The sequence below is a fragment of the Sphingopyxis sp. H073 genome (genome assembly GCF_001468395.1).
GTDB lineage: Bacteria > Pseudomonadota > Alphaproteobacteria > Sphingomonadales > Sphingomonadaceae > Sphingopyxis.
On the sequence record NZ_LNSG01000002.1, the window covers coordinates 499,142 to 525,621 of the forward strand.

Genomic DNA, 26,480 nt, shown 5'->3' on the forward strand with positions numbered 1-26,480 from the left:
GGCCTATTCGTTCGCCGCCTGGTGCAGCCAATCCGCGTGGCGCGGAGCCTTCTTGGTCAGGCTCCATTCCTCGAGCATCAGCGGCGCGACGCGCTTCAGCTCGGCATATTGCTCGTCGGTGCCGATGTCGCACGCGAGTTCCACCCGGTGCCCGTTGGGGTCGAAGAAGTAGATCGACTTGAAGATGCCGTGGTGCGTCGGCCCCAGCACGTCGATGCCGTTCGCGGTCAGATGCGCTTTCGCCGCGACCAGTTCGTCATAGCTGCCGACCTTGAACGCCAGATGCTGGACCCACTTCGGCGTATTCTCGTCGCGCCCCATGTCGGGCTGGTTCGGCAGCTCGAAAAAGGCCAGGATGTTGCCGTTACCCGCGTCGAGGAAGACGTGCATGTACGGGTCATATTCGCCCGTCGAAGGCACATGATCCTCGGCAAAGGCGGTGGTATAGGTCATGCCGAGCATGGCCTCGTACCACTCGACCGTCTCCTTCGCGTCCTTGCAGCGATAGGCGGCGTGGTGGACGCCGCCCAGTTTGATCGGGCTTTTGGTCGGACTCGTCATTCGGCGGGTTCCTCGACGTTGAGCGCGCCGCGACGGATCTGGTCCATTTCCATCGATTTGAACAGCGCGGTGAAATTGCCCTCGCCGAAACCCTCGTCCTTCTTGCGCTGGATGAATTCGAAGAAGACCGGGCCGATGACGGTCTGGCCGAAGATCTGGAGGAGCAGGCGCGGGTCGCCGTCCTGGGTCGATCCGTCGAGCAGGATGCCGCGCGACTGGAGTTCCTCGACCGGCTCGCCATGACCCGGCAGGCGGTCGGCCAGCATCTCGTAATAGGTCGCGGGGGGTGCCGGAGCGAACGGGTTGCCGAGGGCCTTGAGCTTGTCCCACGCCGCGTAAAGGTCGTCGCACGCGAACGCGATATGCTGGATGCCCTCGCCATTATAGGCGCGCAGATATTCCTCGATCTGGCCGCCGCCGCCCGCGCCCTCTTCGTTGAGCGGGATGCGGATCTTGCCGTCGGGGGCGGTCATCGCCTTCGAGGTCAGGCCGGTATATTCGCCCTTGATGTCGAAATAACGGATTTCGCGGAAGCCCGCGATGCGCTCATAGAAGGCGGCCCAATGCGCCATGCGGCCGCCGTAAACATTGTGGGTCAGGTGATCGATCACCTTCAGCCCGGCGCCCTCGGGATGACGATCGACACCCTCCTCATAGACGAAATCAATGTCGTAAATGCTGAGGTCGTCGCCATACCGGTCGATGAGGTAGATGATCGAGCCGCCGATGCCGCGAATCGCGGGCAGGCGAAGCTCCATCGGTCCGGTCTTGCCCTCAACGGGCTCGGCGCCCCGCGCGATGGCTTCTTCATAGGCCTTTGCGGCGTCGCGCACGCGCCAGCCCATGCCGCATGCCGACGGACCATGTTCGGCGGCGAAATAGGCTGCGGGCGATTTCGGCTCGTAATTGGCGATCAGATTGATGCCGCCCTGCCGCCACAGCTGGACATCCTTGGAGCGGTGGCGCGCGATCAGCGTGAAGCCCATGCGTTCGAAAACGGGCTCGAGAATGCCCTTCTCGGGCGCCGAGAATTCGACGAACTCGAAGCCATCGAGGCCCAGCGGGTTTTCGAACAGGTCGGCCATGGTCAGTCCCTCATATAGTTTCAATTGAAACTATTATCGCCATATCGCCCCGGCAAGTCAAGGCTGGGCCGATGCCGGCCCATCATAGGTGAAGCCACCTCGCTGCCTCACACGCGGGCCGATCTGGGCGGCCTGCCCGATCCGTATCTGGACCTGGTAATAATATTTGTCGGTCGGCTTTCCACTGTCATCGAAAAAGGCGATCTTCACCCGCTGCGCGACGCCACGCACCATGATTGTCCGGCCCTTGAAGCGTTTCTCCGCCGCCGCCAGCCCCTCGCCTTCGGCGAGCTCTGCCATCACCGCTGCGGGGATTGCGATGGTAAGGCAGTTGCGGTCGCGATAATCGGTTTCGGAATTGAGGTAGTAGATACCCTTCTGCTCGCCAACCGCTTTCACTTCCATCCGGAAGGTGCCGGCGATCCCGGCTTTCGGCGCCAGATAGGAGGCATAGGTCACCGCCTCGACCGGCGAGATGCAATCGTCGCTGCAAGTGATCGGCCGCGGCGCAGTCGTCACCGGGGGCGGAACCTTGGCGACGGGATTGGCGGCCAGCAACAGGGTCGCAAGAAACATCGGGGCTCTTCCTCCATGATTCGATCCCGGAACGGACCGTCATCGTCGTCCGTCCCGCGATCCAGAGCAATCCCCCAAAGGATCCGATCAGGCCGCCGCCGTCTCGATCGCCTCGAGCGCTTCCATCCATGCCGCCTCGACGCCTTCCAGCTCAGACGCGAGCTTGCCGCGGCGCTGCGACAGGTCGCCCATCGTCAGCTTCGCGAGCGCGGGTTCGGCACTCGCGGGGTCGAACATCGCGCGGTCGATCGCGCTGATCTGCTGCGCGAGCTTTGCGGCGCGCGCCTCATGGTCCTTCGCGGTCTTGCGCAGCACCGCCTGCGCCTCGCGAGCCTTCGCGGCTTCCTGCCGCGCAGACTTGGCGTCCTTCGATCTGGTGGCGGGCTTCGCATCGTCGTTCGCGGCGCTCTTGCCGAGGATGTAGGCGACATAATCGTCCATGCTGCCGTCGAAATCGCGCGCGGTGCCATTGTCGACGAGTACCAGCCGGTCGGCGCTAAGCTCGAGCATGTGCCGGTCGTGGCTGACGATCAGCACCGCGCCGTCGAAGCCGTTGAGCGCCTGCACCAGCGCCTCGCGCGCATCGACGTCGAGGTGGTTGGTCGGCTCGTCGAGGATCAGGAGGTGCGGCGCCTCGCGCGTGATCAGCGCGAGCGCGAGCCGCGCGCGTTCGCCGCCCGACAGCTTGCCGACTTCCGTCGTCGCCTTGTTGCCGGTGAAGCCGAAGCGCCCCAATTGCGCGCGCACCGCGCCCGGGGTCTTGCCCGCCATCACGCGCGTCATATGGCCGAGCGGCGTGTCCGAGCCGTCGAGTTCCTCGACCTGATATTGGGTGAAATAGCCGACGCGCATCTTGCCGGCGAAGGCCATCGCGCCATCCTCGGGCTTCAATTGCGCCGCGAGCAGGCGCGCGAGCGTCGTCTTGCCATTGCCGTTGCGGCCGAGCAGCGCGATGCGGTCGTCGGGATCGATGCGGAGGTTGAGGCGCGAGAGCACCGGATTACCCGGCGCATAGCCGACGCTCGCGAGGTCGAGCGTGATCAGCGGCGGCTTCAGCTCGTCGCCGGGGCTCGGGAAGTCGAAGACGAGGCTCGGGTCCTCGGCGATCGACGCGATCGGCTGCATCCGGGCAAGCTGCTTCGCACGCGACTGCGCCTGTTTCGCGGTCGAGGCGCGCGCGCTGTTGCGCGCGACATAGTCCTGCAGCTTCGCACGCTGCGCGTCCTGCGCGGCCTTCGCCGCCGCTAGCTGCGCCGCGCGCTCGGCGCGCTGGCGCTCGAACGCGTCATAGCCGCCGGCGTAGAGCGTCACCTTGCCGCCTTCGAGATGCAGGATATGGTCGACGACATTGTTGAGCAGGTCGCGCTCGTGGCTGATCACGACGAGCTGCCCCGGATAGGCGCGCAGAAAGCTTTCGAGCCACATCGTCGCTTCGAGATCGAGGTGGTTCGACGGCTCGTCGAGCAGCAGCAGGTCGGGGTTCGAGAAGAGCAAGGCGGCGAGCGCGACGCGCATCTTCCAGCCGCCCGAAAAGCTGTCGAGCGGCTGGCCTTGCATCTCCTCGTCGAAGCCGAGCCCGATCAGGATACGCGCGGCGCGTGCCGGCGCGGTATAGGCGTCGATCGCGATCAGCCGCTCGTGGATATCGGCGAGCTTGTCGGGATCGGTTTCGATTTCCGAGGCGGCCAATAATTCGGCGCGCTCGGTGTCGGCGGCGAGCACGGTCTCGAACGGCGTCGCCGTCCCGCTCGGCGCTTCCTGCGCGATATAGCCGACGCGCGTGCGGCGCGGCATTTCGATGCCGCCCTCGTCGGCTTCGAGTTGGCCGATCATCACCTTCATCAGCGTCGACTTGCCCGCGCCGTTGCGCCCGATCAGCCCGACGCGGCTCTTCGGCGGCAGGCTCGCGCTCGCGCGGTCGAGGATGGTGCGCCCGCCGAGGCGCACGGTTAGGCCGTTGATCGTCAGCATGGGCGCGGCGCCTAGCATGATGCGCCCGAAAGCCCAAGCCCGACGCTGGCATTTCGGCGCACGGCACGCCACAAGCGACCGCATGAGCAACCTCGCCCCCTTCCACATCGCCTTTCCCGTCGAAGATCTCGCCGCCGCGCGCCATTTCTACGGCACGGTGATGGGCTGCCCCGAGGGGCGCAGCGCCGCGGACTGGATCGACTTCAACCTCTATGGCCACCAGATCGTCGCGCACCGCGTCGAACGGCGCGCGGCGGTCGCGGGGCACAATCCGGTCGACGGGCATGAGGTGCCGGTGCCGCATTTCGGGGTCGTGCTGCCGCCCGCCGACTGGCAGGCGCTTGCCGACCGGCTGAAAGGCCATGGCGTCGAATTCGTCATCGAACCGCACACGCGCTTTGCCGGCCAGCCGGGCGAACAATCGACGATGTTCTTCCTCGACCCGGCGGGCAATGCGCTGGAGTTCAAGGCCTTCGCCGACGTTGGACAGTTGTTCGCCAGATAGCGGCTAGTGCCCGCCGCCCATCGATATCTGCTTCGGGCGCGGTGCGAACCACACCGCTATCGCGGCCAGCACGAATACCACCGCCGCCGCGAGGAACAGGTGCAGCACGCCGAGCGTCGAGGCCTGGACATCGACGAGGCGCTCGATCGCGGCCCGCGCCTGCTCGAGCGTGAGCCCGGCATTCTGCAGCGAGGTCATCGCCGCCTCGGGATTGTTCAGCGACGACACGAGCTCGGAGCGCGAGGTGCGGCTGGCATCGTCCCACGCGGTCGTTGCGACCGCGGTCCCGATCGCCCCGCACAGCGTGCGCAGGAAGCTCATCAACCCGGCGGCCGACGTCTGGTGTTGCGCGGGCACAGAGCTCAGCGCGAGCGCGGTGAGTCCGACGAAGAAGAAGGGCATGCCCATCCCCTGCAATATGTGCGGTAGCGCCAGCGTCCAGTAACCGACATCGGCGTTCCAGCTCGCCCGCAGAATCGACATGAGCGCCATCCAGAGGATACCTCCCGAGATGGTGATGCGGACATCGACCTTCGTCATCAGGCCCGCCGCGACCGGCGACAGCAGGACGGCGAACACGCCGAGCCAGGCAACGATGAAGCCGGTCTCGGTCGCCGTATAACCCGCGACCTGCTGGAGCCATAAGGGCGTCAGCACGACCTGCGCAAAGAAGGCGCCGAAGCCGAGCGAGATCGCCATGGTCGCGAAGGTAAAGCCGCGGAAGCGGAAGATGCGCAGGTTGACGACCGGATTGGCGTCGGTGAGCTCCCAGATCACGAAGGCGGCGAAGCTGATCGCGGCGACGATTGCGAGCCCGACGATCCACGTCGATTCGAACCAGTCATGCTCGCGCCCGGTGTCGAGCATGATCTGGAACGCCCCGACCGACATGACGAGCAGGATCAGGCCGATGACGTCGATCCGCGCCTTTGCGCGCTTCGTCTCGAACGGCGTGAGCAAGGTGAAGACGCCGAATGCGCAGATCGCAACGACCGGCAGGTTGATGAAAAAGATCCAAGGCCAGGTCCAGTTGTCGCTGATCGTGCCGCCGAGGATCGGACCGAGGATCGGCGCGGTGGTCGTCGTCATCGCCCAGATTGCAAGGCCGACGCCGGCCTTTTCCTTGGGAAAGATACGCAGCAACAGGATCTGCGACAGCGGCATCAAGGGTCCGCCCGACAGCCCCTGCAGCACGCGGAAGAGCACCAGCGCGTCGAGCGTGCGCGAAACGCCGCACAGGAAGGAGAAAATGCCAAAGCCGACGATCGAGACCATGAACCATCGCACCGTGCCGAACCGCATCGCGAGCCAGCCGGTCAGCGGTACGCTGATCGCGTCGGCGACCGCATAGCTGGTGATCACCCATGTCCCCTGCGTCGGCGACACCGCAAGGCCGCCCGCGATATGCGGGACCGAGACATTGGCGATCGTCGTGTCGAGCACGACGACGAAATTGGCGAGCGCGAGCGCGAAGGCTGCGACGATGAGCCGCACGCCGGTCAGCGGTTGCGGTTCGGCCGGAATGGCGGATACGGCGGCGGCGCTGGCCATGCTCAGCTCATTTCCCGCGCGTGTCGATCACTGCTTCCATCGACAGCCCGACGCGCAGCGGATGCTCTTTCAGATCGCGGGGGTCGATCGCGATGCGCACCGGCAGGCGCTGCACCACCTTGACCCAGTTGCCGGTCGCGTTCTGCGCCGGGATCAGCGCGAAGGCCGCGCCGGTGCCGCCCGCGATGCCGATCACCTTGCCGCGATAGACGACATCGCCGCCATAATAGTCCGAGGTGAGCTCGACCGGCTGGCCGATGCGGATGCGCCTGAACTGGCTTTCCTTGAAATTCGCGTCGACATAGGCGGTCGCGACAGGGACGATCACCATGATCGGCGCGCCCGCGGCGATCCGCTGGCCGACCTGCACCTGCTTGTTGGTGACGACGCCGTCGACCGGCGCGCGGATCACGGTGCGCGCGAGGTCGAGCTCGGCCTTCTCCAGCCGCGCCTGCGCTGCGGCGACGTCGGGGGCGGTGTCGATCGTCGTGCCGCGCACCACCGCTTCGGCGGCGCCGAGATCGCCGCTCGCCGAACCACGCGTTGCTTCGGCCGAGGAAATTCCCGCCGCCGCAAGGTCGCGCGCAGCGATTGCCGAGGCGAGCGCGGTGCGCGCGGTCGTCAGTTCCTCGGCGGAGACCGCGCCGGTCCCCGCGATGCTTTCGCGCCGCGCCAGTTCGGCGCGCGCCTTGGCAACCGCCGCGTCGGCGTCGCGAAGCCGCGCCCGCGCCTGCGCGATATCGGCGCCGCGCGCGGCGACGCGCGAGCGCGCCGCATCGGCGGTCGCGCTCGCCTGGCCATAGCGTTGGCGCGCCTGGCGCAGCGCGGCCTCGGCATCGGCGACCGCAATCCGCTGGTCGGCATCGTCGAGGATGACGAGGATGTCGCCCTTTTTAACCACCTGCGTGCCGCTAACGCGGACATCCTTGACCGGGCCCGCGACGAGTGCGGTCACCGTCGCCGAATCGGCGCCGACATAGGCGTTGTCGGTCGACACGCGTCCCGCCTGCGTCAGGAAATACCAGAGGCCCCAGATCGCCGCGATCGACACGACGGCGATTGCGAGGATGCGGAGCAGGCGCGCGCGCTTCGCGGTGCGCGTGGCCGCCGCTTCGGCGCTTTCTTCGGCGGTTTCGGGGGTCGGCGCAGCCGTATCGTCGGCCATCGTCATTCTCCTGCGTTTGTCTGGTAACCGCCGCCAAGCGCGCGGATCAGGGCGATATCGAGGGAGAGCCTGCGCGCTTCGAGGTCGGAGACCTGCCGCGCGAGCTGGGTCATGCTGTCTTCGGCGGTCAGCTGCGGCAGCTGGGTCGACAGGCCCGCGCGATAGCGGAGGCCCGCAAGCTGCGCCGCGTCGGTCGCCGCCTTGAGCGCCGCGCGCCGGTCGCCCAACTGCCGCTCGGTCGCGGCGCGGCTCTGGGCGATATCGGCAACGTCGCGCAGCGCCGCGATCAGTGTCCGGTCGTAATTCGCCACGGCCGTGTCAAATTCGGCGCGGGCGCCGCGATAGCGGCCCGCGAGGCGCCCGCCTTCGAAGATCGGCAGGCTGATCGCGACGCCGCCATTGCCATAGTCCGATCCCTTGTCGAACAGCTTCGACAGGCCGAGCGACTGGAACCCGACGAGTGCCGAGAGGTTGATATTCGGATAGAAATCGGCCCTTGCAACGTCGATGCGCTTCGCCGCCGCCTCGGCGCGCAGCCGCGCCGCGACGATATCGGGCCGGCGTCCGACAAGATCGATCCCCGCCTGCGGCGGCAGGTCGATATCGGGCGAGGCAAGCGTCGGCCGCGTGATCGCGCGGCCGCGGTCGGGGCCCGCGCCGACGAGCGCGGCGAGCCGGTTGCGCGTCGTCGCGATCGCCTCGTCGAGCGCCGCGATATCGCCGCGTGCCGCCGCGGCGCGGCTTTCGGCCTGCCGCTCGGCCGACTGGTTCTCGATCCCCGCCAGCGTGCGCTTGGCCGATACATCGGCGCTCGCGCTGCGCACGCGAACCGCTTCCTCTGCGACGTCGAGCGCCCGGTAATAGCCCGCAAGGTCGGCATAGGCCGAAGCGATACCGGTGGTCAGCATCAGCCGCGCCTGCGCTTCGTCGACAAGCGCGGCCTCGGCCTCGGATGTCGCGGCGGCGAGCGCCGCGCGATTCTTGCCCCACAGGTCGAGATCGAAGCCGAAGGTGGCGGCGACATGGCCGGTGTCCTGAATGCCGTCGGGCACGAACTGCGGCGGGATGCCGTTATTCTTGCTTTGCTGGACGCCGCCCGCGCTGCCCTCGACCCCGACGCGCGGAAGCAGCGCCGCCCCCGCCTGCTGCGCCATAGCTTCGGCGGCGCGGACGCGCGCGGCGGCGGTGGCGATATCGGGCGAGCCCTTCAGCCCTTCGGCGATCAGCGCATCGAGCTGCGGATCGCCAAGAGCCTGCCACCAGCCCTCGACCGGCCAGGCACCCCGTGAATCGGCAAAAGTCGCTGACGATTCAAGCGAATCGGCCGCAGCCGGGGCCGGTCTTGGACCGAGATCGGGAACGCTGGCGCAGCCCGCAAGCAGGCTCAGCACAAGGGCGGAGGGGAGAATCCTATTAGGCATGGCATCCAGTGATACTAGCTGGTATCATGCGCCATTGCACCTTGGAGATTCAGTTGTCAATCGAAATGATACCAGCCAGTACGGCCGGCCTCGACGATGCCGCCGCGGCGCGCCGCAAGGCGTTCGTCGACGCGGCGCGCGAGGCCTTTTTCGCGAACGGCTATGCAGGCACCACCATGTCCTCGATCGCCAGCAAGGTCGGCGGGTCGAAAACGACGCTCTGGAGCTATTTCCCGTCGAAGGAGGAATTGTTCGAGGCGGTCGTCGACGACATCGTCGAGCAATACGGCCATATGCTCACGATCGACCTGCCGGTGGACCAGCCCGTGCCCGGCGTGCTCCGCGGCTTCGGCACCATATTGATGACCAAGCTCACCGCGACCCCGCTGCTTTCGCTCTATCGGCTCGTCGTCGGCGAGGCCGACCGCTTCCCGCACCTCGCTGAGACCTTCTACGACCGCGGCCCGCGGCGCGGCAAAGCGCGCGCCGCCGAATGGGTTGCCGAAAAGATGGCGCGCGGCGAGATCCGCATGGGCGATCCGATGCGCGCGGTGCAGCATTTCTCGGGCCTCTGCCAGTCGGGCGTCTATCAGTTCGCGCTGCTCTGCCTGCCCGGGGGGAACGACCCCCAACGCCTCGCGGCCGAGGTCGACGATGCGGTCGAAACCTTCTGCCGCGCCTGGTGCCTGCCCGCACCCGAATAAAGCCGATTGCCAAAATATGCCATCGCGCTATGGGCGGCGGCGCGGGGCCTTGGCCTCGCATGATCGCGCCGGTGCCCCGAAAGGGGCTTAATAGGGAACACGGTAGGAAGGATGGCACGCGCCGCCCTTCGAAGCCGAGGCTGTCCCTGCAACTGTAAGCGGTGAGCGCGATGCACCGCCCCGGACCCGTCCGGGGCAGCCACTGGGCCCAGCCCGGGAAGGCGTGCATCAAGCGATGACCCGCGAGCCAGGAGACCTGCCGGCGTGGGTCGCTCAATGCCTTTGGTCCAGGGAAAGACCGGGGCACGGGATATTCCGTCGAGCGACGACCAGGCGGCGGGTCCGCCGCGGTGCAGGATGCGTGGGCTCTTTACGCCACCCCGCTCCCTGCGCCGGCCGGTCGCAGGACGTGCCCGGCAGGCCCCGCCTTCGTTGCTGGCGTGCGGGGGATTCCCATGTTGAAGAGCATTTCCATTTCCGTGCTTACCCTGGCGGCGACGCCTGCCCTTGCCGAAACCGGCGACATCGCCGACCGGCCGGGCGAGGAAATCATCGTTTCCGCGTCGCGATCGGGCGAGGGTGTCGAGGCCGACAAGCTCGGCGCCTCGGTTACCGTCATCGCCCCCGATACGCTCGAGGCGCGCCAGACGCGCATCGTCTCCGACGTGCTGCGCGACGTCCCGGGTGTCGCCGTGAACCGCATCGGCGCCGTCGGCGGCCAGACGCAGATCCGCATCCGCGGCACCGAGGCCAATCACGTCCTCGTCCTCATCGACGGCATCGAGGCCGCCGACCCCTTTCAGGGCGAGTTTGATTTCGGCACGCTGATCGCCGACCCCGCGGCGCGGATCGAGGTGCTGCGCGGCCAGCAATCGTCGCTCTACGGCTCCGACGCGATCGGCGGCGTGATCAACTATATCACCCTGTCGGGCCGCGAGGCGCCGGGCTATGCCGCGCGCATCGAGGGCGGCAGCTTCGGCACGATCAGCGGCGGCGCCCGCGCCGCGGGCGCATCGGGCGATTTCGACTATGCGCTGTCGGGCTCCTACTACGGCACCGACGGCTATGCGACCGCGCGCGGCGGCACCCGCGACGTCGGATCGGACAGCGTCGGTGCGACCGCGAAGCTGGGCTGGGCTCCGGGCGAGGCCTTCAAGCTGACCGGCGTGCTCCGCTACAGCTATACCGACGCCGATACCAACAACAGCGAGTTCGATCCGACGAGCCCGCTCTTCGGTTATACGGTCGACAGCCCCGGCGTGCATTACACGAACGAGGCCTTCTACGGCCTGCTCTCGGCGCAGTTCAGCGCGCTCGACGGCCGTTGGGTGAGCACGCTTTCGGGCCAGTTCGCCGACGCGACGCGCAAGAGCTATACCAGCGTCGGGCTCGACTATGGCAACAAGGGCCAGCGCTACAAGGGCAGCTTCACGTCCAGCCTGTCGCTTGGGACCGCGGCGCTTACCCATCGGCTGACCGCCGCGGTCGACGTCGAGCGGGAGAATTTCCGCAGCCTCAGCCCCTTCGCCTTTCAGGGCAAGCGCCACACCGACAATCTCGGCATCGTCGGCCAATATGAGCTGATCGGCGACGCCTTCTCGCTGGGCGCCTCGGTGCGCCACGACGACAACAACCGTTTTGCCAATGCGACGACCTGGCGCGTGCAGGGCAGCTATCGCCTGCCGACCGGCACCCGCATCCGCGCCGCCTATGGCACCGGGGTCAAAAACCCCGGCTATTACGAGCTCTATGGCTTCATCGATGGCGTTTACATCGGCAATCCCGACCTCAAGCCCGAAAAGTCGAAGGGCTGGGAGGCCGGGATCGAACAGAGCTTCGGCGCCGACAATTGGGCGACGCTCGGCGTCACCTGGTTCGATTCGAAGCTGACGGACGAGATCTTCACCGACTATCCGCCGCCGAATTTCGTCGCGACCCCCTCGAACCGCACGACCGACAGCAAGCAGCATGGCATCGAAGCCTTCGCGACCGCGCAGCCGATCCCGCAGCTCCGCTTCGATCTCGCCTATACCTGGCTGAAATCGCGCGAGAATGGCGTCGCCGAAATCCGCCGACCTAAGCATGTCGCGAGCTTCAACACCACCGTGACCAGCGCCGACCAGCGCCTCGCGGGGACGCTGACGCTGCGCTACAACGGCCGCACCACCGACAGCGCCTATATCGACCCGAGCTATATTCCGGTCACCGTCGCGCTGAAGGAATATGTCCTCGTCAACCTCGGCCTCGATTACAAGGTCAGCCGCGCGATCTCGGTCTTCGGGCGCGTCGAGAATCTGCTGGGCGAGGATTATGAGGAGGTTTTCAGCTTCGTCGGCTCCGGACGCGCTGCCTATGGCGGCGTGCGGCTGAGCTTCTGACGATGAAGCCGCAACGCCCCGGCGTTGACCGACGCCGCAGACTCATCCCCCAAGCGGCGCCGTTAAAGCGTCCGTTCCGCGAACCGAAGGTTCGCGCGCAGGCGGGCTTCGGGGTTTGAGGCACACCCGCCTGGCCCTCGGTGCGCTGTTGGCGGCGACCGGCGCGGGCGCGCTCTGGGCGGCAGTGCCCGCGAGCGCGCCCAAGGCGCCGGCCGCGCCGGCCGCGCCCGACCGCATCGTCTCGATCAACCTCTGCACCGACCAGCTCGTTCTCGCACTCGCCGACCGGCGCCAGATCGCGGGGTTGACGCGCAACGCGATCGACCCCGAAATGTCGGGTGCCGCCATCGCGGCGCGCGGCCTGCCGCTGCTCGGCAATTCGGCCGAGCAGATCCTCGCGATCGATCCCGACCTTGTCGTCGGGATGCCCGCGAGCCGCAGCGCCGCGCTCGCCGCGCTGCCGCGCCAGACCTACCCGCTGCTCGATGTCGACAACGCGACCACGCTGGACCAGATCTACGCCTCGATCCGGCAGACCGCCAAGGCGGTCGGCCACGTCGGCCGCGGCGAAGCGCTCGTCGCGCGGATGCAGGCCGAGCTCGCGAACCTGCCGAAGCCCGGGCGTGGCCGCGTCGCGGCCTATTACCAGCGGCGCGGCTATATGACCGGAACGGGCACGCTGGTCGACGAACTGATGGGCCGCGCCGGTCTCATCAACCTCGCCCGAAAGCTCGGCAAGCCGCCGCTGTCGCAGCTCAGCCTCGAGGAGATGGTCGCCGCGCAGCCCGATTTCCTGATCGTCGAAAGCGCGACCGACACCGTCACCGACCAGGGCAGCGAAATGCTCCATCATCCCGCGCTGAAGCACATTCCGCGCATCAGCATTCCGGAGGCTTGGACCGTGTGCGGCAGTCCCGGCTATGCGAGCGCCGCGCGCGCGATCGTCGCGCAGATCGCCGCGATCGACCGGGGCGGCCAATGAGCCGCTCGCTGCTCCTCGCGCTGCTCGCCGCGCTGACGCTCGCCGCCGCGATCGCCTCGCTGCTGTTCGGCCCCGTCGACCTGTCGGTCGGCCGGTTGCTTGCCACCGCATCGGGTCATGGCGATTCGATCGCGACCACGATCCTCTTCGAACTGCGCCTGCCGCGCACGGTGCTGGCGCTGGTCGTCGGTGCGATCCTCGGCCTCGCGGGCGCAGCGCTGCAAGGCTATCTGCGCAACCCGCTTGCCGAGCCCTCGGTGCTCGGCACCTCGAACGCCGCCGCGCTCGGCGGGGTCGCCGCGCTCTATTTCGGTTTCGCGCAAATCCACCCCGCGGCGCTGCCGCTGCTTGCGATCGGCGGCGCGCTGCTGTCGCTCGCCGTGCTCTTCGCGCTCGCCGGGCGTTCGGAAAGTCCATTGACGCTGATCCTCGCCGGGCTCGCGGTCGGCACGCTCGCCGTCGCCGGAACCAGCCTCGCGCTCAACCTGTCGCCCAATCCCTTCGCGGCGATGGAGATCATGACCTGGCTGCTCGGCAGCCTCGAAAACCGGTCATTCGAGCATGTCTGGATCGCGCTGCCGTGCGTCGCCATCGGTGCGGCGATGCTGCTCTGGAACAGCCGCGCGCTCGACGCGCTGACACTGGGCGAGGATGCCGCGCAGGCGCTCGGCGTCGATATCCGCCGCCTCCGGCTCCGCCTGCTTGTCGGTACCGCGATCGGGGTCGGCGGCGCCGTCGCGGTAGCGGGCGCGATCGGCTTCGTCGGGCTGATCGTCCCGCACCTGATGCGGCCGCTCACCGACCGCAGCCCCTCGGCGACCCTGCTGCCCTCGGCGATCGGCGGCGCGGCGCTGCTGGTGCTCGCCGACATCGGGGTGCGGATCATCCCGACGACGAACGAGCTGAAACTCGGCGTCGTCACCGCCTTCCTCGGCGTCCCGATATTCCTTGTCCATCTGATGCGGGAGAAGCGGATATGGTGACGCTCACGCTCGATCGGGTCGGCGTCGCGCTCGGCCGCCGCCCCGTCGTCCGCGACGTCAGCGCCGCGTTCGCCGCAGGCACGCTGACCGGCATCGTCGGCCCCAATGGCGCGGGCAAGTCGACGCTGGCGCGCGCGATGCTCGCGCTCGTCCCCGCGACCGGCGCCGTGCGGATCGACGGCGACGATGTGGCGGCGCTGCCCCGCGCCGGGCTCGCGCGCCGCATCGCCTACCTGCCGCAGGGCCAGACCCTGCACTGGCCGCTCACCGTCGAGCGGCTCGTCGGCCTCGGCCGCCTGCCGCACCTCGCGCCGATGTCGCGGATCGCCGCTGGCGACGCCGCCGCGATCGAACGCGCGATGGCGCGGGCCGACGTGCTCGATCTCAGGGACCGTATCGCAACCGAGCTTTCGGGTGGCGAGCGCGCGCGGACACTGTTCGCGCGCGCGCTCGCGGTCGAGGCGCCGGCGCTGATCGCCGACGAGCCGCTCGCCAGCCTCGACCCCGGCCACCAGATCGACGTAATGGAATTGCTCCGCGCCGAGGCCGACACGGGCAAGCTGGTGATCGCAGTGCTCCACGATCTCACCATGGCGGCGCGCTACTGCGACCGGCTGCTTGTCATCGACCGGGGCACGATCCTGGCCGACGGCACGCCGCGCGACGTGCTGACGCCCGACCTGCTGCGCGCGGTCTATGGCATCGACGCACGGATCGAGACCGGCGGCGACTGGCCGACCGTCACCACCTTCGGCCGCGCGCAACCACCCGATTAACCGCCGCCCGCGATTCGCGCCGACGCCCGCGCCGCGACAGATTCCCCCGCGACGGCGCCGTAATCGAGTAGGGACCCTACGCCGCCTCGAACCGGATCGGCAGCCGCTTCAGCCCGCCGACGAACACCGATTCGACCCGCGCCGGCTCGCCCGCCAGTTCCAGCTTTTTCAGCCGCGGCAACAGCTCTTCCATCATGATCCGCATTTCCATCCGCGCGAGATGCTGGCCGAGGCAGACATGCGCGCCGAAGCCGAAGGCGATCTGCGGGTTCTTGTCGCGGTCGGGGTCGAAGGTGAAGGGATCGGCGAAAACCTCCTCGTCGCGGTTGCCCGAGACATAGCTCAGCATCAGCCAGTCGCCTTCAGGGATCGTCTGCCCGCCGATCTCGACGTCCTCGCGCGTGCTGCGCATGAAATGCTGCACCGGGGTCGTCCAGCGGATCGCTTCCTCGATCAGCCCCGCCTTGTCGGTCCCGGCATCGCGAAAGCGTTCGAACAGCGCCGGGTTCTTCGCCAGCTCCATGATCGCCCCCGCGGTCGAGGCGCTCGTCGTGTCGTGCCCCGCGGTCGCGATGATCATATAATAGCCGGCGAGCTCGCGGTCGGGGATCTGTTCGCCGCCGACCATCGCGTTGGCGATCACCGTCGCGATATCCTCGCGCGGATTCGTTCGGCGGTCGGCCGTGAGTTCGCGGAAATAGGTCTCGAAATCGGCGATCACATAATGCAGCATCGCGATCGCCTGTTCGGCGCTGGTGATCTCGACCTTGTTGCGGTTGAGTTCGGGATCGGTCGATCCGAACAATTGCTGCGTCAGCATCAGCATCCGCGGCTCGTCCTCGGGCGGAACGCCCAGAATATCCATGATCACGCGCAGCGGATAATGCGCCGCGACGTCGCGGGCGAAATCGGTCTCGCCGCCTGCCTCCAGCATCCGGTCGACCGTCTCGCGCGCGATAAGGCGGATGCGGTCTTCGACGATCTTCAGATTCTTCGGCATGAACCAGCTCTGCGTCAGCAGGCGGTATTTCATGTGGTCGGGCGCATCCATCTGCACCAGCGAACGAATGAGGTGGCCGTCATTGTTGGGTGTCGCGGCGCGCGCCAGGGCTTCGCCGTCGCGGTTGGTGAGCACGGTCGGGCGGATGCCGTTCGCAAAGCGCTGCGGATCGCGGCTGATCGCCATGATGTCGGCGTGCCGAGTCACCAGCCAGAAGGGATCGTAATCGGGGTTTTCGGCCACCGCGAGCGGCGCGTTGGCACGCGCCCACGCGAGCTGCTCGTGAAGGGGTTCCCAATCGCCATAGGCAACCGGGTTGACGACGGCGGCGGATACCTCTCCGGGCAATATAGGTTTTGTCATGAAACCAAAACTGCCCCAACTCCTGTCGTCTGTCGAGACTTGTCGCGAATCCACCGAAACTTGTCTTTGCGCAAAGCCGGACGTGGGCTTAGGCGCGCGCAAACCATATCGGGGATCGCCATCATGAAAAAATATCCGACTCGCCATCTGCTCGTCGCCGCCGTCTCGTCGCTCGGGCTTGCCGCCTGCGCCGCACAGCCTGGAATCGCCCCCGCCGCGCCGGTCGCCGCCGCGCCCGCCTTCACCGGCGCCCCGCTCGACGCCAGCGTCCCCAGCCAGCTGCCCCGAATCGCGCGCCCGCTGCACTATGCGATCAGCGTCACCCCCGATGCGCAGGCGCTGACCTTCGCCGGCGAGGCCGCGATCGACATCGAGCTCTATGAAGCGTCGGCGACGCTGACGCTCAACGCGCTCGACCTCAAATTCGCCGGCGCGACCCTCACCGGCGCCGACGGCAAGTCGGTTCCGCTGACCGTCGCGACCGATGCCGCGGCGCAGACCGCGACCTTCACTGCCCCCGCGCCGCTCGCGCCCGGCCGCTATCGCCTGACCACCGCCTACACCGGCGTCATCAACACGCAGGCGAACGGTCTCTTCGCGCTCGACTATCCCGACAAGGCGACGGGCAGGGAGGTGCGCGGGCTCTTCACCCAGTTCGAGGCGCCCGACGCGCGCCGCTTCGTCCCCAGCTTCGACGAGCCGAGCTACAAGGCGACCTTCGACCTCGCGGTGACCGTGCCCGAGGGCGACCTCGCGGTCAGCAACATGCCAGTGGCGAGCGAAACCCCGGCCCAAGGCGGGCGGAAAAAGGTCGTGTTCCGGACCTCGCCCAAAATGTCGTCCTATCTCCTCTTCTTCGCGACGGGCCAGTTCGAACGCCTCGCGGCGAAGAGCGAAAGCGGCGCCGAGGTCGGCATCGTCTCGCCAAAGGGCTCGGGCGAGCAGGCGCGCTTCGCGCTCGACAGCCTCGGCCCGCTGCTCACCTACTACAGCGACTATTTCGGTCAGCCCTATCCGCTGCCCAAGCTCGACAATGTCGCGGGGCCCGGCCAGTCGCAATTCTTCGGCGCGATGGAAAATTGGGGCGCGATCTTCACCTTCGAACGCATCCTGCTCGACGACCCGAAGATCACCAGCGATGCGACGCGGCAGGAGATCTACACGACGCAATCGCACGAGGTCGCGCACCAGTGGTTCGGCGATCTCGTCACGATGGCATGGTGGGACGATCTCTGGCTCAACGAGGGCTTTGCGAGCTGGATGGAAACCAAGTCGACCGACCATTTCCATCCCGACTGGCAGCCGCTGCTGGACCGCGTCGGCGGGCGCGAGCGCGCGATGAGGCTCGACGCCTTCGCGACGACGCACCCGATCGTCCAGACGATCCGCACCGTCGAGGATACCAATCAGGCTTTCGACGCGATCACCTATCAAAAGGGCGAAGCCGTCATCACGATGCTCGAATCCTATGCGGGCGAGGATGTGTGGCGCGATGGCCTCCGCGCCTACATGGCGAAGCATAAATATGCGAACACGCGCACCGACGACCTGTGGAACGCGGTCGAGGCCGCAGGCGCCAAGGGCCTGACGGCGATCGCGCACGACTTCACCGGGCAGCCGGGCATCCCGCTGCTCCGCGTCGGCGCTGTGAGCTGCACGGGCGGCACCACGACCGTCGCGCTGACGCAGGGCGAATTTTCGCGCGACCGCAAGGACAGTATCGAGGCGCAGGGACGCCGCTGGCAGGTGCCCGTGCTCGCACAAGCCGGCAAGGGCGCGATCGCGCGGCAGGTGGTGTCGGGCGGCGCCGGTACGCTGACCTTGCCCGGCTGCGGTCCGGTGCTGATCAACGCCGGGCAGGCGGGCTATTATCGCACCCTCTATTCGCCCGCGGCGCTCACCGCCTTGCGCGGCCGGTTCGCGGCGCTCGCCCCGATCGACCAGCTCGGGCTGCTCGGCGACAATTTCGCGCTCGCCAACGCCGGTTACCAGCCGATGGGCGCCGCGCTCGGCCTGCTCGCAGCGACGCCGAAGGACGCCAACCAGAAGGTGCTTGCCGAAGCCGCCGGCCGCTACGAAATCCTCTACGACTATTTCGACGACCAGCCCGCGTTGCGGGGACAGGTCGCCGCGCGCGCCAGCGCCGCGCTGTCGCCCGCGATGGCGCGCCTCGGCTTCGACCCCCGTCCCGGCGAGCCGGCGCTCGACGCGATCCTGCGCTCCGACCTGCTCGATTCGCTCGGCGCGATGGGCGACCCGGCGGTGCTGGCGGAGGCGCGGCGCCGCTTCGCAAGGCTCGACCGCGATCCCGCCGCGCTCGACGGCCCGCTGAAGTCGCGCTGGATCGGCATCGTCGCAGCCAACGCCAGCGCGGCCGAATGGGACAAGCTGCGCGCGATGGCGAAAGCATCGAAATCGGCGGTCGAACGCAGCGCCTTCTACACGAGGCTCGGCAATGCCAAGGATGCCGCGCTCGCGAAGCGCGCACTGGCGCTCGCGCTCACCGACGAGCCGGGCAAGACCGTCAGCGCCGCGATCATCAGCACGGTCGCGCGCACCCACCCCGAACTGGCGGTCGACTTCGCGCAGGCGAACCGCGCCGCGGTCGACGGGCTGATCGACGCCGCGTCGCGCGCGCGCTTCGTCGCCGCGCTGGCCGCCTGGTCGAACGACCCGGCGATGATCGCGAAGCTCGAAGCGATTGCGGCGCCGCTGCCCGCCGACGCCCGCAAGCCCTACGACAAGACGATCGCCAGCCTGAAGGAACGCGGCGCCAGCCGCCCGCGCATCAAGGGCGAAATCGCGGCTTGGCTGAAGGGCAACTAGGGTTGGGTGGCCGATCCCGTCATCCGGGCCTTCGCGCGGATGACGGGAATCGCTATTCGGCGAGCTGCGGCGCTCCCGCGGGCATTGCGCTCTTCCATTCGCTGCGCGCCTTGCGGATCATGGCTTTCAGCGCGTCGGCGTGGCGCAGCCATGCCGCGGCGGCCTCTGCGGTCCATTCGCTCCCGGCCGCGCTGCCAAGCTCCTCGACTGTCATGTCGATGAAGGCGTCATATTCGGCGATCGGCAACGCGCCATAGCTGCGGTGCGTGAACACCAGTTCGGTCACCAGCGGCCAGACCCAGGCCTCGCCCTTTGCGAGGCCCAGCATCATTTCGAACGTCTCGTCGGTCATTCGCCGCGACGCGGCATCGACCGAGATGAAGCTCGCGCGCCGCTCGGGAAAGGCCGCGAAGAAGCTCTCGAACAGCGGCAGGCGTATATCCGCGCCGGCGGCGGCGATCAGGCTCGCTTCCATCGCCGCCGCCTCGCTCATTTGAACAGACTGCCCAAAATGCCGCGCATCAGCTGCCCGCCGAACTTGCCCGCGACCTGTCGGCCGAGGCTGGTCGCCGCCGACCGCGCCGCCGACTGGATCATCTTGTCGGCCATCGACGGCTTCGCAGCCTCGCGCGCCGCCGCCTTTTCCTGTTGCAGCCGCACGCGCTCCTCGGCGGCCTTGCGCTTCGCCTCTTCTTTCGCGGCGATCGCGGCCTGCTTGTCGGCCTCGGCCTGCGCTTTCGCCTCGACCGCCGCCGCCTGCGCCTGCTCGGCCTTGGCGGCAAGCAATTCCTCGGCGCTTTCGCGGTCGACCGCCGTGTCATATTTGCCCGCAACAGGCGAGATCGACTGGATGATCGCGCGCTCCCTGGCGTCGAGCGGGCCGGCGCGCGAGCAGGGCGGCTTGATCAGCGTGCGCTCGACCGGCGAGGGCGCACCGTCGGCCATCAGCAGCGAGACGAGCGCCTCGCCGACCTTCAGCTCGGTGATCTCGCGTTCGACATTCACCTTGGGGTTGGGGCGAAAGGTGTCGGCCGCTGCCTTGACCGCCTTCTGGTCGCGCGGGGTGAAGGCGCGCAGCGCGTGCTGGACGCGGTTGCCGAGCTGGCCGGCGATCGTCTCGGGGACGTCGATCGGGTTTTGCGTGACGAAATAGACGCCGACCCCCTTCGAGCGGATCAGGCGGACGACCTGCTCGATCTTTTCGGTCAGCGCGGGCGGCGCGTCGTCGAACAGCAGATGCGCCTCGTCGAAGAAGAAGACGAGCTTCGGCTTGTCGGGATCGCCGACCTCCGGAAGCGTCTCGAACATTTCCGACAGCAGCCAGAGCAGGAAGGTCGCATAGAGCTTCGGGCTGGCCATCAGCTTGTCGGCGGCGAGGATATTCAGGTAGCCGCGGCCATTCTCGTCGGTGCGGATCATGTCCTGGATGTCGAGCGCGGGCTCGCCGAAGAAATGGTCGCCGCCCTGGCTTTCGAGCGTCAGCAACTGTCGCTGGATCGTGCCGACCGTGGCCTTCGACACATTGCCATATTTGGTCGTCAGTTCGTCGGCATTCTCGGCGCACCAGGCGAGCATCGCCTGCAAATCGCCGAGATCGAGCAGCAGCAGATTTTGTTCGTCGGCGACACGGAAGGCAATCGCGAGTACGCCTTCCTGCACCTCGTTGAGCCCCATCAGCCGCGCGAGCAGCAGCGGTCCCATTTCCGAAATCGTCGTGCGAATGGGATGCCCCTGCTCGCCGAACAGGTCCCAGAAGATCACCGGATTGTCGTGATAGGCCCAATCGCTGTCGCCGATCTCGGCGGCGCGCGCGGCGAAAATCTCGTGCAGCTTCGATGTCGGGCTGCCCGCCATCGCCATTCCGGCAAGGTCGCCCTTCACGTCGGCGACGAACACCGGCACGCCGACCGCCGAAAAGCCCTCGGCCAGGCCCTGCAAGGTCACCGTCTTGCCGGTGCCGGTCGCGCCCGCGATCAGCCCGTGGCGGTTCGCCCGCTTCAGCACCAGCGACTGGCGCGGCCCGTCGGGCGCTCCGCCGCCGCCGAGGCCGATGTAGATTTCGGTCGCTTCGCTGCCGTCGCTCACTCTGCATTCCTCCATTCGGGCACCCGATCAATGGTCTAGTGCGGCGGACAAGGTCAGGCAATCGGCAAAGCCGCGCGCGACGGGCGCACGCCACAAGCCTTGCCAACCCCGCCGCATCGCGCCATCGCTGGCCCGATGCTTTCGCGCCTCTTCCCCGACCGTTTCGTCCCCGTCCTGCTCGCGACGCTCCTGCTCGCCAGCCTGCTGCCGGTGCGCGGCGCTGCGGTGCCGGTGGCGCAGGGGCTGTCGACCGCCGCGATCGTCTTTCTCTTCTTCCTGAACGGCGTCCGCCTGCCGCGCGACGAGGTGCTCCACGGCATCCGAAACTGGAAGCTGCAGGGCAGCGCGCTCGCCTTCTGCTTCGGCGTCATGGCGCTGCTCGGCCTCGCCGCGCAGGCGGCGACCGCGCCCGTCCTGCCCGCCACCCTCGCATTGGGATTCCTCTTCCTCGGCATTCTGCCCTCGACCGTCCAGTCGGCGACTGCCGCGAGCAGCCTCGCCGGCGGCAATGTCGCCGCCAGTGTCGTCGCCGCCGCACTGCTCAACCTCACCGGCGTCGCCGCCTCGCCGCTGCTTTTCGCCGCGCTCGCGGGGGCCGAGGGTGCGATTCACGGGCAAGCGGTGCTACGCATCGTCGCGATCCTGCTGCTGCCCTTCATCGCCGGCCAGCTCGTCCAGCGCTGGCTGCGTCCGTGGGTGCTCGCGAACCGCGGCCTCGCGACCTTCATGGACCGCACCGCGATCGCCATCGCCGTCTACGTCGCCTTCTCGGCCGCGGTCGTCGCGGGCATCTGGGGCCTGCTCGACGGGCGCGAGATCGGCATCGTGTTCGCGGCCGTCGCCGCGCTGCTGGCGCTCTCGTTCGGCGGCGCCTGGGCGCTCGGCGGGCTGCTGAAGCTCGCCCGTGCCGACCGGATCACCCTGCTTTTCTCGGGCGCGCAAAAGAGCATCGCGGTCGGCGCCCCGCTCGCCGCGACGCTCTTCCCGCCCGCGACCGCCGGCATGGTGCTGGTCCCGATCCTCGTCTATCATATGGCGCAGCTGATCCTCTCGGCGTGGATCGCGCCCGTGCTCGCGCGGCGTCAAGAGGTGTAGTGCTTGAATAACACAGGACTGCATGCCATATAGTTTGGCGGCATAGGGGTTGGAAGGAACAGGAATGAGCGAAGAGACCGCGACGGCCACCGCACCCGAAACACTGACGCTGACGCCGCCCGAACCCGTCCCCGCCGTCGCGCCCGAAAAGGCCGCGGGCCTTGTCCCGCTGTCGGGCGAACAGAAATCGAAGCTCGAGGAGCGCGTCGACGGCTTCATCGACGACCTCGTCGCGCAGGACGAGAATTCGCCCGAATTCGGCAAGCGCGTCGACCAGATCACCAACATGGGCCGCAAGGAAATGCTGGAGGCGGCGGGCCACAGCAACCGGTTCCTCGACCGCCCGATCCGCGCGATGGACCGCGACACCGACATCGGCCAGAGCCTCATCGAACTCCGTACCACGGTCGAACGGCTCGACCCCTCGGCGAACGGCAAGCTGCTCAGCAAGCGCGGCTTCCTCGACAAGATCTTCGGCAGCAAGATCAACAATTATTTCGCGCAGTACCGCAGCGCGCAGACGCATATCGGCGGCATCCTGACCGCCTTGTCGAACGGCAAGGACGAGCTCTTGATGGACAATGCCGCGATCGACGTCGAGCGCCGCAAGATGTGGGAATCGATGGGCAAGCTCGAACAGATGATCCACATCGCCAAGACGCTCGACGAGCGGCTGGAGGCGAAGGCGACCGAGCTCGACGGCAGCGATCCCGCCAAGGCGAAAATCATCCGCGAAAATGCGCTTTTCTACGCGCGCCAGCGCACCCAGGATCTGCTCACGCAGATGGCGGTGACGGTGCAGGGCTATCTCGCGCTCGACCTCGTCAAGAAGAACAATGTCGAGCTGGTGAAGGGGGTCGACCGCGCCTCGACGACCACCGTCGGCGCCTTGAAGACCGCGATCACCGTCGCGCAGGCGATGACGAACCAGAAACTCGTCCTCGAACAGATCACCGCGCTCAACACCACGACCGCGAACATCATCGACGGCACGTCGAAGATGCTGAAGGACAACACGGCGCGCATCCACGAGCAGGCGGCATCGAGCACCATCCCGATGGAAACGCTGCAGCGCGCGTTCCAGAATATCTACGACACGATGGACGCGATCGACACCTTCAAGCTCAAGGCGCTCGACACGATGAAGACGACCGTGACCACACTCGAAGGCGAGGTCGCCAAGTCGAAAGGCTATATCGCGCGCGCCGAGGGTGCATCGCAAGCGCAGGCGAGCGTCGGCGGCGAGGGCAGTCCGCTCGCCGCGATCGAGGGCTGACGATGTCGATGAGCGAAGTCGATCAGGTCCGGCTCTCGGCCGCCTCGGCGATCGAACGGTCGCGCGAGCGGCGCCGTCCGATCGGCACCAAAAGCGTCGCGCTGCGCCGCCAGCATCTCTACAGGAAGCTCGGCCGCGTCCTCGTCGCGGGCGGCATCGTGCTGATCGGCGCGGCGCTGTTCGGCGCGCTGATCCAGCCTTTGGGCTTCACCGGCCTGCTCGCGCTGTTCGTGCTGCTGATCGGCGTCGCGGTGCTGTTCGGCAAATGGCCGCCCTTTCCCGAGCCGCGCCAGCAGGATCTGCCCAAGGCCGACCTCAAACAGCTCGCAGGCCGCACCGAGATCTGGCTCGAGGCGCAGCGCCCCGCACTCCCCGCGCCGGCGCGCCAGCTCGTCGACGGCATCGGCGTCCAGCTCGACCTGCTCGCGCCGCAGCTCCAGACGCTCGACGCGTCGAGCCCGGCGGCGGCGAACATCCGCAAGCTCGTCGGCGAAGACCTGCCCGAACTCGTCGCGGGCTATCAGCGCATTCCCGCGGGCCTCCGCAAGGAAGCCCATGCCGGGCGCACCCCCGACGAAACGCTCGTCGGCGGGCTCACGATGCTCGAACGCGAAATCGGCGACGCCGCGCGCAGCCTCGCCGCGGGCGAACTCGACAAGCTCGCGACGCGCGAACGCTATCTCCAACTCAAATATCAGGGAATCGAGGGCGAGGAACCGCTCCAGGACAACCGGTCCTAGCGCCGCTTGCCAAGCGCGAAGCCCGACGCCACAAGACCCTGATGTTCGATCAGCTGCTCGCGTCCGAAAATGTCTTCTTCAGTTCGGCCTTGCTGCTGATGCTGTTGATCGGCACGGTACAGGCGACGGGGCTGTTCGGCGACATCGACGGGATGGATATCGATGCCGACGGCGATGCGGGCGTCGCCGACGCGCTGCTCGCCTGGGCCGGGATCGGGCGCGTCCCCTTCCTGATGTGGCTCGTCCTCTTCCTCGCGCTGTTCGGCGCGATCGGGCTCGGGCTCCAGCAACTCATGACCGGCCTCACCGGCGGGCCGGGTTCGAACCTGCTGATGGTGCCGCTGACCGCCGTCGCCGCGCTGCCGCCGACCGGCGTCGCCGCGCGGCTCGTCGGAAGGATTTTTCCCGGCCTCGAAACCACCGCGATCGACCGCGACGAACTGATCGGCCTCTATGCCGAAATCAGCATCGGCATCGCGCGCGAGGGCCATCCGGCGCGCGCGACGGTGACCGACCATCACGGGCAAATCCACCAAATCATGGTCGAACCCGACAGTCCCGGCCAGTCGTTCCAGACCGGGGAAAAACTATTGCTGGTCAAACGCGAAGGCGAATTGTTCAAGGGTTACTCCAAGGGCGATTTTTATTTACCCCGGCTCGACTAACCCTAATATTCGCGCATGACCTTCCAACTCTGGAAGCGCGAATCGGGGGTTAAAACAGTCCATGATTGAAATTGGCATTTACGCGGGGATCGGCCTTGCCGTCCTCCTGATCCTGGGACTCATCATCACGCGGCTCTATCGCCGCGCCACCAAGGAAATCGCGTTCGTCCGCACCGGTTTTCGCGGCGAGCGCGTCGTGATGAACGGCGGCGCGCTGGTGCTGCCCGTGCTGCACGAGACGATGCCGGTGAACATGAATACCGTGCGCCTCGCGGTCGAACGCAAGAACACCGACGCGCTGATCACGCTCGACCGGCTGCGTATCGACGTGAAGGCCGAATTCTACGTCCGCGTCCGCCCCGACGGCAGCGCGATCGCGATGGCTGCGCAGACGCTCGGCCTGCGCACCATGCAGCCCGAGGCGCTGAAGGATCTGGTCGAGGGCAAGTTCGTCGACGCGCTGCGCTCGGTCGCCGCGGGCATGACGATGAACCAGCTCCACGAACAGCGCGCCGACTTCGTGCAAAAGGTGCAGCAGGTCAGCTCGAACGACCTCGCGATGAACGGGCTCGAGCTTGAATCGGTGTCGCTGACCGGGCTGGACCAGACTTCGATCGAGCATTTCAACGCGAACAACGCCTTCGACGCCGAGGGTTTGACCAAGCTGACCGAGCAGATCGAGATGCGCAAGAAGACGCGCAACGACATCGAACAGGACACGCGCGTCCAGATGGAGACGAAGAATCTGGAGGCCGAGCAGAAGTCGCTCGCGATCCAGCGCGAGGAAGAATTCGCCAAGCTCAGCCAGTCGCGCGAGATCGAGGTGCGCCGCGCCGAGCAGGCCGCCGAGATCGCGCGCGAACAGGCGCAGCGCAATCAGGAGGCCGAAAACGCCCGCATCGCGGCGAAGCAACTGATCGACGCCAAGCAGATCGAGGCCGACCGCGCGATCGAGGAGGCGCGGATCGCGCAGGAGCAGGCGATCGAACTCGCGCGGCAGGAACAGCAGATCCTGATCCAGAACAAGAGCCGCGAGGAAAGCCAGGCGCGTGCCGAAGCCGACAATGCGCGCGCGCTGGCGGTCGCCGCCGAGGAGCAGGTCGCGACAGCGCGCGAGACGGAGGTCGCCGAGCGCTCGAAGCGCATCGAACTGATCGAGGCCGCAAAGGAAGCCGAACGGCAGGCAATCTCGGTCAAGGTGCAGGCCGAGGCCGAAAAGGAAGCCGCAGCGAACCGCGCCTCGGCGCTCCGCCTCGAAGCCGAGGGCGAGGCCGAGGCCGAGAAATTGCGCGCCGAGGCTGCGCGCGTGCGCTTCGAGGTCGAGGCCGCGGGCCAGCGCGCGATCAACGAGGCGGCTAACATCCTCTCCTCAAGCCAGATCTCGCTCCAGACAAAGATGGCGCTGCTGAAGGTGCTGCCCGAGGTCGTGCGCGAGGCAGCGAAGCCGATGGAGGCGATCGATTCGATCAAGATCGTCCAGGTCGACGGCATCAGCCAGTCGGCGGGCGGCGGCGCGGCCGGCGAAGGCGGCAGCGGGAACCTCGCCAGCAACGCGGTGTCGGCAGCGCTCGCCTACCGCGCGCAGGCGCCGGTGATCGACAGTCTGATGAAGGAACTCGGCTTCGACGGCGGCTCGCTCGACGCGCTGGTCAAGGGCGCGGCGGCCACACCCGCCGAGCTGCCCGCCGCCGAAGCCCCCGAAAAGCCGAGCCGTCGCCGCGCGGCACCGCCGCCGCCGGTCGAGGACGACGACGAAGAGACCTGATCGCCCG

Annotated in this window: 22 protein-coding genes and 1 riboswitch; of the genes, 12 read left to right on the forward strand and 10 right to left on the reverse strand. The window is 67.6% G+C overall.

Annotated elements, in window-relative coordinates; all coding sequences use genetic code 11:
• Window positions 1-3 precede the first annotated feature (3 nt).
• The 4 genes from ATE64_RS05380 to ATE64_RS05395 all read right to left on the reverse strand — a co-directional run bounded on the left by ATE64_RS05380 (window position 4) and on the right by ATE64_RS05395 (window position 4,193).
• The gene (locus tag ATE64_RS05380; RefSeq protein WP_058454177.1) at window positions 4-561 is read right to left on the reverse strand and encodes a VOC family protein; all 558 of its coding nucleotides are present in this window, start codon (window positions 559-561) and stop codon (window positions 4-6) included.
• Window positions 558-1,646 carry a 4-hydroxyphenylpyruvate dioxygenase gene (gene hppD / locus ATE64_RS05385; protein ID WP_058454176.1) on the reverse strand — a complete coding sequence of 363 codons (1,089 nt, stop codon included), beginning with the start codon at window positions 1,644-1,646 and terminating at the stop codon, window positions 558-560. Before hppD ends, ATE64_RS05380 begins: the two co-directional genes overlap by 4 nt.
• A gap of 57 nt (window positions 1,647-1,703) precedes the next feature.
• The gene (locus tag ATE64_RS05390) at window positions 1,704-2,222 is read right to left on the reverse strand and encodes a hypothetical protein (protein WP_058454175.1); all 519 of its coding nucleotides are present in this window, start codon (window positions 2,220-2,222) and stop codon (window positions 1,704-1,706) included.
• Between the two features lie 87 nt (window positions 2,223-2,309).
• Window positions 2,310-4,193 carry an ABC-F family ATP-binding cassette domain-containing protein gene (locus ATE64_RS05395; RefSeq protein WP_058454385.1) on the reverse strand — a complete coding sequence of 628 codons (1,884 nt, stop codon included), beginning with the start codon at window positions 4,191-4,193 and terminating at the stop codon, window positions 2,310-2,312.
• Window positions 4,194-4,275: 82 nt separating this feature from the next.
• Between ATE64_RS05395 and ATE64_RS05400 the strand changes: the two genes are divergently transcribed.
• Complete coding sequence (locus tag ATE64_RS05400; RefSeq protein WP_058454384.1) at window positions 4,276-4,698, forward strand: VOC family protein; 423 nt, start codon at window positions 4,276-4,278, stop codon at window positions 4,696-4,698.
• A 3-nt stretch (window positions 4,699-4,701) separates the two neighbouring features.
• Here the strand turns inward: ATE64_RS05400 and ATE64_RS05405 are convergent, their stop codons facing one another.
• The 3 genes from ATE64_RS05405 to ATE64_RS05415 are packed head-to-tail and all read right to left on the reverse strand — an operon-like array spanning window position 4,702 to window position 8,835.
• Window positions 4,702-6,249, reverse strand: a complete 1,548-nt coding sequence (locus tag ATE64_RS05405; RefSeq protein WP_058454174.1) for a DHA2 family efflux MFS transporter permease subunit — start codon at window positions 6,247-6,249, stop codon at window positions 4,702-4,704.
• Window positions 6,250-6,256: 7 nt separating this feature from the next.
• Entirely contained in the window at window positions 6,257-7,414 is a 1,158-nt protein-coding gene (locus ATE64_RS05410) for an HlyD family efflux transporter periplasmic adaptor subunit (RefSeq protein ID WP_058454173.1), read from the reverse strand.
• Window positions 7,415-7,416: 2 nt separating this feature from the next.
• Window positions 7,417-8,835, reverse strand: coding sequence for an efflux transporter outer membrane subunit (locus ATE64_RS05415; RefSeq protein ID WP_058454172.1), 1,419 nt, complete (start codon window positions 8,833-8,835; stop codon window positions 7,417-7,419).
• Between the two features lie 53 nt (window positions 8,836-8,888).
• Here ATE64_RS05415 and ATE64_RS05420 point away from each other — a divergent pair, with 53 nt between their 5' ends.
• The 5 genes from ATE64_RS05420 to ATE64_RS05440 all read left to right on the forward strand — a co-directional run bounded on the left by ATE64_RS05420 (window position 8,889) and on the right by ATE64_RS05440 (window position 14,658).
• Entirely contained in the window at window positions 8,889-9,539 is a 651-nt protein-coding gene (locus tag ATE64_RS05420) for a TetR/AcrR family transcriptional regulator (protein WP_058454383.1), read from the forward strand.
• Window positions 9,540-9,591: 52 nt separating this feature from the next.
• Window positions 9,592-9,818, forward strand: a riboswitch (cobalamin riboswitch).
• A 176-nt stretch (window positions 9,819-9,994) separates the two neighbouring features.
• Window positions 9,995-11,917 carry a TonB-dependent receptor gene (locus tag ATE64_RS05425; RefSeq protein ID WP_231729041.1) on the forward strand — a complete coding sequence of 641 codons (1,923 nt, stop codon included), beginning with the start codon at window positions 9,995-9,997 and terminating at the stop codon, window positions 11,915-11,917.
• A gap of 115 nt (window positions 11,918-12,032) precedes the next feature.
• Window positions 12,033-12,899, forward strand: coding sequence for an ABC transporter substrate-binding protein (locus ATE64_RS05430; RefSeq protein ID WP_058454171.1), 867 nt, complete (start codon window positions 12,033-12,035; stop codon window positions 12,897-12,899).
• The gene (locus ATE64_RS05435; protein ID WP_058454170.1) at window positions 12,896-13,882 is read left to right on the forward strand and encodes an iron ABC transporter permease; all 987 of its coding nucleotides are present in this window, start codon (window positions 12,896-12,898) and stop codon (window positions 13,880-13,882) included. The genes ATE64_RS05430 and ATE64_RS05435 overlap by 4 nt, the downstream gene beginning before the upstream one ends.
• A complete protein-coding gene (locus ATE64_RS05440; RefSeq protein WP_058800152.1) occupies window positions 13,876-14,658 on the forward strand; it encodes an ABC transporter ATP-binding protein in 783 nt (260 codons plus the stop codon). The genes ATE64_RS05435 and ATE64_RS05440 overlap by 7 nt, the downstream gene beginning before the upstream one ends.
• A gap of 76 nt (window positions 14,659-14,734) precedes the next feature.
• On the opposite strand, the gene ATE64_RS05445 is transcribed toward ATE64_RS05440, so the two are convergent.
• Window positions 14,735-16,021, reverse strand: a complete 1,287-nt coding sequence (locus tag ATE64_RS05445; protein WP_058457424.1) for a cytochrome P450 — start codon at window positions 16,019-16,021, stop codon at window positions 14,735-14,737.
• A gap of 123 nt (window positions 16,022-16,144) precedes the next feature.
• Between ATE64_RS05445 and ATE64_RS05450 the strand changes: the two genes are divergently transcribed.
• Window positions 16,145-18,847: a M1 family metallopeptidase gene (locus tag ATE64_RS05450; RefSeq protein WP_058457423.1), complete on the forward strand. Its 2,703-nt coding sequence runs from the start codon at window positions 16,145-16,147 to the stop codon at window positions 18,845-18,847.
• Window positions 18,848-18,899: 52 nt separating this feature from the next.
• Here ATE64_RS05450 and ATE64_RS05455 read toward each other — a convergent pair whose 3' ends face one another.
• Both ATE64_RS05455 and ATE64_RS05460 read right to left on the reverse strand, forming a co-directional pair.
• Window positions 18,900-19,340: a hypothetical protein gene (locus ATE64_RS05455; protein WP_058457422.1), complete on the reverse strand. Its 441-nt coding sequence runs from the start codon at window positions 19,338-19,340 to the stop codon at window positions 18,900-18,902.
• On the reverse strand, window positions 19,337-20,905 hold the full coding sequence (locus ATE64_RS05460) for a helicase HerA-like domain-containing protein (protein WP_156416485.1): 1,569 nt from the start codon (window positions 20,903-20,905) through the stop codon (window positions 19,337-19,339). Before ATE64_RS05460 ends, ATE64_RS05455 begins: the two co-directional genes overlap by 4 nt.
• Window positions 20,906-21,067: 162 nt before the next feature.
• Here ATE64_RS05460 and ATE64_RS05465 point away from each other — a divergent pair, with 162 nt between their 5' ends.
• From ATE64_RS05465 to ATE64_RS05485, 5 genes are all read left to right on the forward strand, one after another.
• Entirely contained in the window at window positions 21,068-22,027 is a 960-nt protein-coding gene (locus tag ATE64_RS05465) for a bile acid:sodium symporter family protein (protein WP_058457420.1), read from the forward strand.
• Window positions 22,028-22,091: 64 nt separating this feature from the next.
• Entirely contained in the window at window positions 22,092-23,303 is a 1,212-nt protein-coding gene (locus tag ATE64_RS05470) for a toxic anion resistance protein (RefSeq protein WP_058457419.1), read from the forward strand.
• 2 nt (window positions 23,304-23,305) lie between these two features.
• Window positions 23,306-24,043: a hypothetical protein gene (locus tag ATE64_RS05475; protein ID WP_058457418.1), complete on the forward strand. Its 738-nt coding sequence runs from the start codon at window positions 23,306-23,308 to the stop codon at window positions 24,041-24,043.
• 41 nt (window positions 24,044-24,084) lie between these two features.
• Window positions 24,085-24,708, forward strand: coding sequence for a YqiJ family protein (locus tag ATE64_RS05480; protein WP_058457417.1), 624 nt, complete (start codon window positions 24,085-24,087; stop codon window positions 24,706-24,708).
• A gap of 61 nt (window positions 24,709-24,769) precedes the next feature.
• Window positions 24,770-26,473: a flotillin domain-containing protein gene (locus ATE64_RS05485; RefSeq protein ID WP_058457416.1), complete on the forward strand. Its 1,704-nt coding sequence runs from the start codon at window positions 24,770-24,772 to the stop codon at window positions 26,471-26,473.
• Window positions 26,474-26,480: the final 7 nt, after the last annotated feature.

Excerpts from the sequence above, each read along its gene's own strand:
- ATE64_RS05465 (WP_058457420.1), top strand. The coding sequence starts at position 21,068 with ATGCTTTCGCGCCTCTTCCCCGACCGTTTCGTCCCCGTCCTGCTCGCG.
- ATE64_RS05470 (WP_058457419.1), top strand. The coding sequence starts at position 22,092 with ATGAGCGAAGAGACCGCGACGGCCACCGCACCCGAAACACTGACGCTG.
- ATE64_RS05405 (WP_058454174.1), bottom strand. The coding sequence starts at position 6,249 with ATGGCCAGCGCCGCCGCCGTATCCGCCATTCCGGCCGAACCGCAACCG.
- ATE64_RS05485 (WP_058457416.1), top strand. The coding sequence starts at position 24,770 with ATGATTGAAATTGGCATTTACGCGGGGATCGGCCTTGCCGTCCTCCTG.
- ATE64_RS05475 (WP_058457418.1), top strand. The coding sequence starts at position 23,306 with ATGTCGATGAGCGAAGTCGATCAGGTCCGGCTCTCGGCCGCCTCGGCG.
- ATE64_RS05440 (WP_058800152.1), top strand. The coding sequence starts at position 13,876 with ATGGTGACGCTCACGCTCGATCGGGTCGGCGTCGCGCTCGGCCGCCGC.
- ATE64_RS05450 (WP_058457423.1), top strand. The coding sequence starts at position 16,145 with ATGAAAAAATATCCGACTCGCCATCTGCTCGTCGCCGCCGTCTCGTCG.
- ATE64_RS05380 (WP_058454177.1), bottom strand. The coding sequence starts at position 561 with ATGACGAGTCCGACCAAAAGCCCGATCAAACTGGGCGGCGTCCACCAC.
- ATE64_RS05390 (WP_058454175.1), bottom strand. The coding sequence starts at position 2,222 with ATGTTTCTTGCGACCCTGTTGCTGGCCGCCAATCCCGTCGCCAAGGTT.
- ATE64_RS05480 (WP_058457417.1), top strand. The coding sequence starts at position 24,085 with ATGTTCGATCAGCTGCTCGCGTCCGAAAATGTCTTCTTCAGTTCGGCC.
- ATE64_RS05435 (WP_058454170.1), top strand. The coding sequence starts at position 12,896 with ATGAGCCGCTCGCTGCTCCTCGCGCTGCTCGCCGCGCTGACGCTCGCC.
- ATE64_RS05455 (WP_058457422.1), bottom strand. The coding sequence starts at position 19,340 with ATGAGCGAGGCGGCGGCGATGGAAGCGAGCCTGATCGCCGCCGCCGGC.
- ATE64_RS05445 (WP_058457424.1), bottom strand. The coding sequence starts at position 16,021 with ATGACAAAACCTATATTGCCCGGAGAGGTATCCGCCGCCGTCGTCAAC.
- hppD (WP_058454176.1), bottom strand. The coding sequence starts at position 1,646 with ATGGCCGACCTGTTCGAAAACCCGCTGGGCCTCGATGGCTTCGAGTTC.
- ATE64_RS05395 (WP_058454385.1), bottom strand. The coding sequence starts at position 4,193 with ATGCTGACGATCAACGGCCTAACCGTGCGCCTCGGCGGGCGCACCATC.
- ATE64_RS05415 (WP_058454172.1), bottom strand. The coding sequence starts at position 8,835 with ATGCCTAATAGGATTCTCCCCTCCGCCCTTGTGCTGAGCCTGCTTGCG.
- ATE64_RS05425 (WP_231729041.1), top strand. The coding sequence starts at position 9,995 with ATGTTGAAGAGCATTTCCATTTCCGTGCTTACCCTGGCGGCGACGCCT.
- ATE64_RS05400 (WP_058454384.1), top strand. The coding sequence starts at position 4,276 with ATGAGCAACCTCGCCCCCTTCCACATCGCCTTTCCCGTCGAAGATCTC.
- ATE64_RS05410 (WP_058454173.1), bottom strand. The coding sequence starts at position 7,414 with ATGGCCGACGATACGGCTGCGCCGACCCCCGAAACCGCCGAAGAAAGC.